Source organism: Streptomyces silaceus, from assembly GCF_001419745.1.
GTDB lineage: Bacteria > Actinomycetota > Actinomycetes > Streptomycetales > Streptomycetaceae > Streptomyces > Streptomyces silaceus.
Map to the genome: position 1 here is coordinate 1 of NZ_LIRJ01000402.1, position 7,969 is coordinate 7,969.

Below are 7,969 nucleotides of genomic sequence, written 5' to 3' on the forward strand. Positions count from 1 at the left end.
GCGGCTCGCCAGTCCGGCCGAGCGGCTCGCCAGTCCGGCCGAGAGGAGTGCGGCGAGGGGGCGAAAGGGGTGCGGGCCTGCGCGGGTTGCCGCGCGGGTCTCTGTGCTCGGTGCGCTTCTTGTGCTGCGTGTGGTGTCTGTCGTGCCTGTGGTTTTCTTGGTGCCTGTGGTGCCTGTGGTGCCTGTGGTGCCCGTGCTGCCTGGGTGGGGCGTTGGGCGGCTTCCTTTGTGGGGGCCTGGGCGGCTCTGGCTCCCTTTGAGGGCGCCGGAGCGCTTTCCCTTGTGGCCCCCTGTGTGTACCCCTGTGACCGGCATCGTCGACCTCCCGACCGGCGCACGGGAGGACAGCTCTGTCCCCCGTGTGCCCTATGGGGGAGTCGGGGGCGAGTGGTCGGCTGTGCGGCGGGGGTCGGTCCGGTTCCGTCGGTCGGACGGTCCGGGGCCGTCGGACGGTGTTCCTTGCCGCCTGCCTGACCAGGTGGTGCCCGTGCCCCCGTTGCTTCGCCGATGCACCGCACCACCACGCCGTGCGGCTGCCGGCGTGGTGGTCCGGCGATCTCGTCGCGGCTCCCCTCGCGCCTGGTCCGGATGCGGAGCGTGAGCCCCTGGGCAACGGATGGGCGCGCAGCGAACGTGTCCCAACGTGTGATTTCCCCCTCGCTCTCCACCGCGAAACTGCCGCTTGCGCGATGCTGTAGATAACGTTCGTTCACTTCCCCGGCCGGTGTGGTGCGGGGTATCTGTGCCGGGACAGAGTGGTGTCGGTACGGATATCGGTACATGGAGGCAGTGATGGGTGTGGCAGCCGGGCCGATCCGCGTGGTGGTCGCCAAGCCGGGGCTCGACGGGCACGATCGCGGGGCCAAGGTGATCGCGCGGGCGCTGCGTGACGCCGGTATGGAGGTCATCTACACCGGGCTGCACCAGACGCCCGAGCAGGTGGTGGACACCGCGATCCAGGAGGACGCCGACGCGATCGGTCTGTCCATCCTTTCCGGGGCGCACAACACGTTGTTCGCGCGGGTGCTCGAGCTTCTGAAGGAGCGGGACGCGGAGGACATCAAGGTGTTCGGCGGCGGCATCATTCCGGAGGCGGACATCGCGCCGCTGAAGGAGAAGGGTGTAGCGGAGATCTTCACTCCTGGGGCCACTACCGCGTCGATCGTGGAGTGGGTCCGGGGGAATGTGCGGCAGGCGGTCTAGCCCTCTCTTTCTCTGGCGTCTGCGCCTTGGGCTGGGGTCTGCGCCTTCGGTTCGTCGGTGGGGCGGGGCCGCGGGGGTATGTGCGTACTCGCCATCCCTTGCGTCCCGCCTCAAGTCCAAAGACGCCAGAGGTCGCTCGGCGCTCCGTGCGCACATACCCCCACGTCCCCTCAGGAGCACGTGCGGGCGCGCCCCGGTGGGGGCCGTGCCCCCCGCGCCGAGGTCGGCGGGACCGTGCCGCTCCGCTGTGCCCACGGTGCCGAGTGGCGATGAAGGAGGCTCCCGCCCCGGTGCAGCCGGGGGGCCAGTCCGTGCCGGGGAGGTGGGCCCTGCCCCGGCACGGGAGGGCTAGGGGCGCGGAGGGAGCTCGGCGCGGATCGCGGCGCGCAGCCGGAGCGTCGTGACGAGGCGTTGGAACGCCTCGGACCAGTAGCCGCCCGCCCCCGGCGACGCATTCTCCGGCTCGTCCGGTATCGCCGTCAGCGCGTCGAGACGAACCGCCTCCGCAGGATCGAGGCAGCGCTCCGCCAGGCCCATCACCCCGCTGAAGCTCCAGGGGTAACTGCCCGCGTCCCGCGCGATGTTCAGGGAGTCCACCACCGCCCGCCCCAGCGGCTCCGCCCAGGGGACCGCGCAGACTCCGAGCAGCTGGAACGCCTCCGACAGCCCGTGCGTGGCGATGAAGCCGGCCACCCACTCGGCCCGTTCGGCGGCGGGCAGCGTGGCGAGGAGTTTGGCGCGCTCGGCCAGCGAGACGGCCCCCGGCCCCGCCGCGTCGGGCGACGCGGGGGTGCCGAGCAGCGCCCGGGACCAGGCCGCGTCCCGCTGCCGTACCGCCGCACGGCACCACGCGGCGTGCAGTTCGCCGCGCCAGTCGTCGGCCACGGGGAGCGCCACGATCTCGGTCGGCGTGCGGTTGCCGAGGCGGGGCTGCCAGGTGGCGAGCGGGGCCGCCTCGACCAACTGGCCGAGCCACCAGGAGCGTTCACCGCGCCCGGCGGGCGGCTTCGGGGTGACGCCGTCCCGTTCCATGTCCGCGTCGCACTCGTGCGGCGCCTCCACGGTGAGCGTGGGCGTGCTCGACGTGTGGTCGACGGCCACGCAGGACGCCGCGCGGGCCGACATCCGTCCCGCGAGCGCGGAGTCCGGCAGCGCGGAGAGCAGTTCCGCGGCCGTGGCGCGGACATTGCGGCTGCGGTCGGTGAGGGCCTGCTCAAGGAACGGCTCGTCCTCGCCCGACAGGCCGGTGCGCAGCGAGTCGAGGAACATCAGGCGGTCCTCCGCCCGCTCCGTCGACCAGGTGGAGAGCAGGAGGTCCCGGGCGGCTGTCGGCGTGTGAGCGCGGAGTGTGGTCAGCAGGGCCACGCGCTCCGCGAAGAGGCCCTCCTCCCAGAGCTGTTGGACCTGTGCCGTGTCGTCCGTGGCGGGCAGCGGGACCCCGCCTCCCGGTGTGGCGCGGAGCGCGAACTTCCAGTCCGGGTTCAGGCGGGCCAGCCACAGCGCTCGCGGGCCCGCGAAGGTGAGGGCCTGGGGGCGCAGGTCCGTGCGGCCGCGCGCCGCGTTCAGGAGAGCGGGCAGGAGCTCCGGCGGCGGGCCGTACCCCCGCGCGTTGGCCAGCGCCAGCCACTGGGGCAGCAGCTCCATCAGGTCCGGTGCCGCGCCCCGGCGGCCGCCGCTGCCGGTGCCCGGCTGGTCGGTGAGGAGCGTCGCGAGCCTGTGCCTGGCGGCGGGCGGCACCGGTGGCCTGGGATCGTCCGCCGCGGGCTCGGGCGGCGTGGCGGCCGGCGCCGGCCGCAGGCCCGCCCTGCGCCGCACCGTCTGCAGCGCGGCGGCTTCCAGGAGGGCGGCGGGCGCCTCCTTGCCGGGTATCTGGAGCGCGGACGGCAGCGCGCGGCGGTCGGTGCCGAGCAGGGCCGCCGTGACCAGGTCGTCCCATGCGGGCCGGGCGTGCGGTGTGGGCATCTGCCTCTCCTCGCGTACGTTCGTCAGCACAGCGGCACCGTCTCTCCCGCGTCCTTCGGCCAGGCCGCCAGCGGGGTGAAGCCCTGGTGGCCGCACTCGCCGAACACCGTCAGCGGTGCGCCCCCGGACAGCGCCACCAGCCGCCACAGGCCCGGCCTGGACGCGGCGGACGGGGTGATGGGGAGCGCCAATCCGGTTGCAGGGTGGGTCAGTTGCCAGGTGCCCTGGGCTTCCCGGGTCGGTATCACGTCGGCGAGCGTCACCGGCCAGGACTCCAGCCAGGGGTCGGCGCGCAGCGCCTCGCCGTACCGGGCCGCGGCCGTGTCCGGTCCCACCCCCGGCGGCCGCAGCGCGGTGGGCGCCGGGGCCGTGAACTGCTCGCCCAGCTCCGCGCGCAGCTGTCCCGCGCCCGGATATCCGGTCAGCTCGGCGTCGAGCGCGAGACCCACCGGCAGCGCGAGCGCGGGGGCGCGGCCCGCCGCCCCGTACGACAGGAGGAGCGCGGTGCGGCCCGTGTCCGTGCCGTACAGCCAGATGCGGCGCGTGGTGAGTCTGCTGTCCGCCGTGTCGTACTGCGCGAGGACCAGCCAGCGGTCCCGGACCGTCGGGCCCTGCGGCTGCGCGGACAGGCCCACGCGGGAGCGGACCGTGGCGGCCAGCTCGTCCGGCAGTACGTCGCGATGGAGCCAGCCCTGGTCGAGGAGGTGGAGCAGGGCGCACTCCTCCAGGAGGCGCACCGGCCAGCCGGGGCCGGACGAAGGTATCGCCCCCAACTCCCGCACGCGCGAGGCCAGTCCCGGCGCCTGCGCGTCGACCATCCGGGCCGCCGTCTCCTCCCAGAGGCCGTACCCCGCCTGCTCGGCCGCCGCTGTGCCGCCGCGGAGCAGGTCGGACAGGCGCTGCTCCAGCTCCGTCGCCCCCGCCGTGATCCGCTCGGCCCGCTTCTCCGCCCTCCTGCGCGCGGCCTCCGGATCGGCCCGGGCGGCCGGCGCCGCCGCCGAACTCCGCTTGTCCTCCGCTTTTTTACGGCGCGAAGTCAGCCACTCCTCTGCCCAGGTCGGCGGCTCCCCGTCCGGCACGGTGCCGTCCGCCGCGGCCCAGACCAGCAGCAGTCCCAGCGCGTGCTTGCACGGGAACTTGCGGCTCGGACAACTGCACTTGTACGCCGGACCCGCCGTGTCCGCGATGTCGACGACCGTCTGATACGGCTTGCTGCCGCTGCCCTTGCACAGCCCCCACACCGTCCCCTCGCCCGAGCTGCCCGCCTCCGACCATGGGCCGGCGACGCCGAGTTTGCTTCCCGCCTTGCGTGACGGCGCGTCAGGAGCCAGTGCGAGCACCTGATCCGCCGTCCAGCGCACCCCCTGCTGAGTCATGTGTCGAAGGTAGGCGCCGCCACTGACAATCGCTCGTGCCGCCATCATCCGCGCAGGTCAGAGCGGTGGTCGGGGCGATTGTCAGTGGCGTGGTGCACGGTGGAGACACATCCGGGCCAGACGTGCCCGGACGAGCTGGAGGGGGATCGCTCCATGACCGTTTCCGTCGACTCGACGTCGTCCGCGACCGCGAATCCGGCCGCGCCCGCGCAGACACTGCGGCCGCACGCCGAGGACGCCTTCGCCGCCGAACTGGCCGCGCTCGCCGCGCAGGACGACCGGCCGAGGCCGCAGCGGTGGAAGCTCTCGCCGTGGGCCGTGGCGACGTATCTGCTCGGCGGCACGCTGCCCGACGGCACGGTGATCACGCCGAAGTACGTCGGGCCGCGCCGCATCGTCGAGGTCGCCGTCACCACCCTCGCCACCGATCGCGCCCTGCTGCTGCTCGGCGTGCCCGGCACCGCCAAGACCTGGGTGTCCGAGCACCTTGCCGCCGCCGTCAGCGGCGACTCGACCCTGCTCGTGCAGGGCACGGCGGGCACGCCGGAGGAAGCGATCCGGTACGGGTGGAACTACGCGCAGTTGCTCGCGCACGGCCCCAGCCGCGACGCGCTCGTGCCCAGCCCCGTCATGCGCGCGATGGCGGAAGGCATGACGGCGCGTGTCGAGGAGCTGACCCGCATCCCGGCGGACGTGCAGGACACGCTGATCACGATCCTGTCGGAGAAGACCCTGCCGATCCCGGAGCTGGGCCAGGAGGTGCAGGCCGTGCGCGGCTTCAACCTCATCGCCACGGCCAACGACCGCGACCGCGGCGTCAACGACCTGTCGAGCGCCCTGCGCCGCCGTTTCAACACGGTCGTCCTGCCCCTGCCGGCGAGCGCCGACGCCGAGGTCGACATCGTCTCGCGCCGCGTCGACCAGATCGGCCGCTCCCTCGACCTGCCCGCGGGCCCCGAGGGCATCGACGAGATACGCCGTGTCGTCACCGTCTTCCGCGAGCTGCGCGACGGTGTCACCGCCGACGGGCGGACGAAGGTGAAGTCGCCCAGCGGCACGCTGTCCACGGCGGAGGCGATCTCCGTCGTCACCAACGGCCTTGCCCTGGCTGCCCACTTCGGAGACGGCGTGCTGCGCCCCGGTGACGTCGCGGCCGGCATCCTCGGCGCCGTCGTGCGCGACCCCGCGGCGGACCGTGTGATCTGGCAGGAGTACCTGGAGGCGGTCGTGCGGGAGCGGGACGGCTGGAAGGACTTCTACCGCGCGTGCCGCGAGGTGAGCGCATGACGACGGCCGCGGAGAAGGGCTGCGGTGCGGCGCCGCTGCTGCTCGGGGTGCGGCACCACGGGCCCGGGTCGGCGCGCGCCGTGCGGGCCGCGCTGGAGGAGGCGCAGCCCGAGGTCGTCCTCGTGGAGGGGCCCCCGGAGGCCGACCCGCTGGTGGAGCTCGCCGCCGACGAGGGGATGCGGCCGCCGGTCGCGCTGCTCGCGCACGTGGTGGACGAGCCGGGCCGGTCCGCGTTCTGGCCGCTCGCCGAGTTCTCCCCGGAGTGGGTGGCGATCCGGTGGGCCGTCGCGCGGGGCGTACCGGTGCGCTTCTTCGACCTGCCGGCGGCGCACTCGCTGGCGCGGGCCGACGAGGAGCCGGAGGAGGGGAGGGACGAGGCCGCGGACAGCGGGGGCGTGGAGGGCGAGGGCGCGGAGGGTGCGGACGCGGAGGGTGCGGACGCGGTGCGGATCGACCCCATCGCCGTGCTCGCCGAGACGGCCGGGTACGACGACCCGGAGCGGTGGTGGGAGGACGTCGTCGAGCACCGCGGGGAGGCGGGCGACGCGTTCGCGCCCTTCGAGGCGCTGGGCGAGGCCATGGGGGAGCTGCGCGAGACCTACGGAGACGGCGGGCACACCCGTGACCTGGTGCGCGAGGCGTACATGCGGCTCCAGATGCGCACCGCGCAGAAGGAGTTCGGGCCCGACCGGGTCGCCGTCGTGTGCGGGGCCTGGCACGTGCCCGCGCTGCGGCGCAGGACCACCGTGGCGGCCGACCGGGCGCTGCTCAAGGGGCTGCCCAAGGTGAAGGCCGAGCTGACCTGGGTGCCCTGGACCCACCGTCGGCTCTCCCGCGCCAGCGGGTACGGCGCGGGGATCGCTTCCCCGGGGTGGTACGGCCACCTGTTCTCCGCCCCCGACCGGCCCGTCGAGCGCTGGATGACCAAGGTCGCGGGGCTGCTGCGCGACGAGGACAGGCTCGTCTCGTCTGCCCACGTCATCGAGGCGGTGCGGCTCGCCGACACGCTCGCCGCGATGCGGGGGCGGCCGCTGGCCGGGCTCACCGAGACGACCGACGCCGTGCGCGCGGTGATGTGCGAGGGCTCGGACGTGCCGCTCTCCCTCGTGCACGACAGGCTCGTCGTCGGCGACGTGCTGGGCGAGGTGCCCGAGGCGGCGCCCGCGGTGCCGCTGCAGCGCGACCTCGCACGGCTCCAGCGCCGGCTGCGCCTCAAGCCGGAGGCGCTGGAGCGGGAGCTGGAGCTCGACCTCCGCAAGGACACCGACGCGGCGCGCAGCAGGCTGCTGCACCGGCTGCGGCTGCTCGGCATCGGCTGGGGCGAGCCGGTGGCGTCCCGGGGGAGCACGGGGACGTTCCGCGAGACGTGGCGGCTGCGGTGGGAGCCTGAGCTCTCCGTGCGGGTCGCGGAGGCGGGTGTGTGGGGGACGACCGTGCTGGGCGCGGCCACGGGCAAGGCGGAGTCCGACGCGGTCGAGGCGGGGGCGCTCGCCGAGGTCACCGCGCTCGCCGAGCGGTGTCTGCTGGCCGATCTGCCGGACGCGTTGCCCGTGGTGATGCGGGTGCTGGCGGACCGGGCGGCGCTGGACGCGGATGTCGGGCACCTCGCGCAGGCACTGCCCGCGCTGGTGCGGGCCCTGCGGTACGGGGACGTTCGGGGGACCGGCACGGAGGCGCTCGGCGAGGTGGCCCTCGGGCTCGCCGAGCGGGTCTTCGTGGGGCTGCCGCCCGCGTGTGCGGGACTCGACGCGGATGCGGCCCTGGAGATGCGGGGTCATGTCGACGCCGTTCACCAGGCGGTCGGGCTCCTCGGCGAGTTGAGTGAGGGATCCCCCGCAACCGCAACCGCAACCGCAACGGCAACGGCGACGGCAACGGCAACGACGGGAACGGCCTCGTCCGCGGGGGCGGCCTTGCCCCCGAGGGCGGCTTCGTCCGCGGGCATCCGCGCCCGCTGGTTCTCCGTGCTGCTCGTGCTCGCCCGGCGCGACGGGATAGCCGGGGTGGTGCGCGGGCGGTGCGTGCGGTTGCTGCTGGACGGCGGGGAGTTGGGGGACGAGGACGTCGCCCGGCTCATGGGGCTCGCGCTGTCCCGGGGGAGTGAGCCGGCCGAGGGGGCCGCCTGGATCGAGGGGTTCGTC

At 74.5% G+C, this 7,969-nt stretch carries 5 protein-coding genes; 3 read left to right on the forward strand and 2 right to left on the reverse strand.

Going from position 1 to position 7,969, the window contains the following annotated elements; translation table 11 throughout:
• The first annotated feature begins 792 nt into the window (after positions 1 to 792).
• The gene (gene icmB / locus AOK22_RS31460) at positions 793 to 1,203 is read left to right on the forward strand and encodes a coenzyme B12-dependent isobutyryl CoA mutase small subunit (protein ID WP_055702123.1); all 411 of its coding nucleotides are present in this window, start codon (positions 793 to 795) and stop codon (positions 1,201 to 1,203) included.
• Positions 1,204 to 1,551: 348 nt separating this feature from the next.
• Here the strand turns inward: icmB and AOK22_RS31465 are convergent, their stop codons facing one another.
• Together AOK22_RS31465 and AOK22_RS31470 are read right to left on the reverse strand one after the other, a co-directional pair.
• On the reverse strand, positions 1,552 to 3,165 hold the full coding sequence (locus AOK22_RS31465) for a DUF5691 domain-containing protein (protein ID WP_055702127.1): 1,614 nt from the start codon (positions 3,163 to 3,165) through the stop codon (positions 1,552 to 1,554).
• A 23-nt stretch (positions 3,166 to 3,188) separates the two neighbouring features.
• The gene (locus tag AOK22_RS31470; protein ID WP_055702124.1) at positions 3,189 to 4,541 is read right to left on the reverse strand and encodes an SWIM zinc finger family protein; all 1,353 of its coding nucleotides are present in this window, start codon (positions 4,539 to 4,541) and stop codon (positions 3,189 to 3,191) included.
• Positions 4,542 to 4,694: 153 nt separating this feature from the next.
• Between AOK22_RS31470 and AOK22_RS31475 the strand changes: the two genes are divergently transcribed.
• Positions 4,695 to 5,828, forward strand: a complete 1,134-nt coding sequence (locus AOK22_RS31475; protein ID WP_055702125.1) for an ATP-binding protein — start codon at positions 4,695 to 4,697, stop codon at positions 5,826 to 5,828.
• On the forward strand, positions 5,825 to 7,969 hold a 2,145-nt coding region (locus AOK22_RS31480; protein WP_055702126.1), incomplete at its 3' end, for a DUF5682 family protein. The genes AOK22_RS31475 and AOK22_RS31480, both read left to right, overlap by 4 nt.

Bases quoted from the DNA above. Each gene is read 5' to 3' on its own strand.
- icmB (WP_055702123.1), top strand. From the start codon at position 793: ATGGGTGTGGCAGCCGGGCCGATCCGCGTGGTGGTCGCCAAGCCGGGG.
- AOK22_RS31465 (WP_055702127.1), bottom strand. From the start codon at position 3,165: ATGCCCACACCGCACGCCCGGCCCGCATGGGACGACCTGGTCACGGCG.
- AOK22_RS31470 (WP_055702124.1), bottom strand. From the start codon at position 4,541: ATGACTCAGCAGGGGGTGCGCTGGACGGCGGATCAGGTGCTCGCACTG.
- AOK22_RS31475 (WP_055702125.1), top strand. From the start codon at position 4,695: ATGACCGTTTCCGTCGACTCGACGTCGTCCGCGACCGCGAATCCGGCC.